The following is a 207-nucleotide window of genomic DNA, read 5'->3' as shown; positions in this document are numbered from 1 at the left end:
ACGAAGACGAGCGCCGCGGCGGGCGCTGACCGTGGCAGCCGTCGTCGCCGCGCGGTGCCGTCCAGATCGAAGAAGTACACCGGGCTGATGACACCGGCGAAGGTGGCCACGGCGACGAAAGCCGCACTGACCAGCGCATAGCCGATCTCCACGGTCATCGCGTCACGCTCGGCCCGGCTTCTGTGCCCCATACGGGAAAGTCTCACA

1 protein-coding gene is annotated in these 207 nt (G+C 67.6%); it reads right to left on the bottom strand.

Annotation, left to right across the window (positions count from 1 at the left end; translation table 11 throughout):
- Positions 1-191: DUF6332 family protein (locus J0695_RS42790; protein WP_242553832.1), on the bottom strand; the 191-nt coding region annotated here is incomplete at its 3' end.
- Between the last annotated feature and the right edge of the window lie 16 nt (positions 192-207).

The organism is Streptomyces beijiangensis, assembly GCF_017315755.1.
Taxonomy (GTDB): domain Bacteria; phylum Actinomycetota; class Actinomycetes; order Streptomycetales; family Streptomycetaceae; genus Streptomyces; species Streptomyces beijiangensis.
The sequence above is the reverse complement of the archived record's forward strand: the minus strand, read 5'-3'. Positions and strand labels throughout refer to the sequence as shown.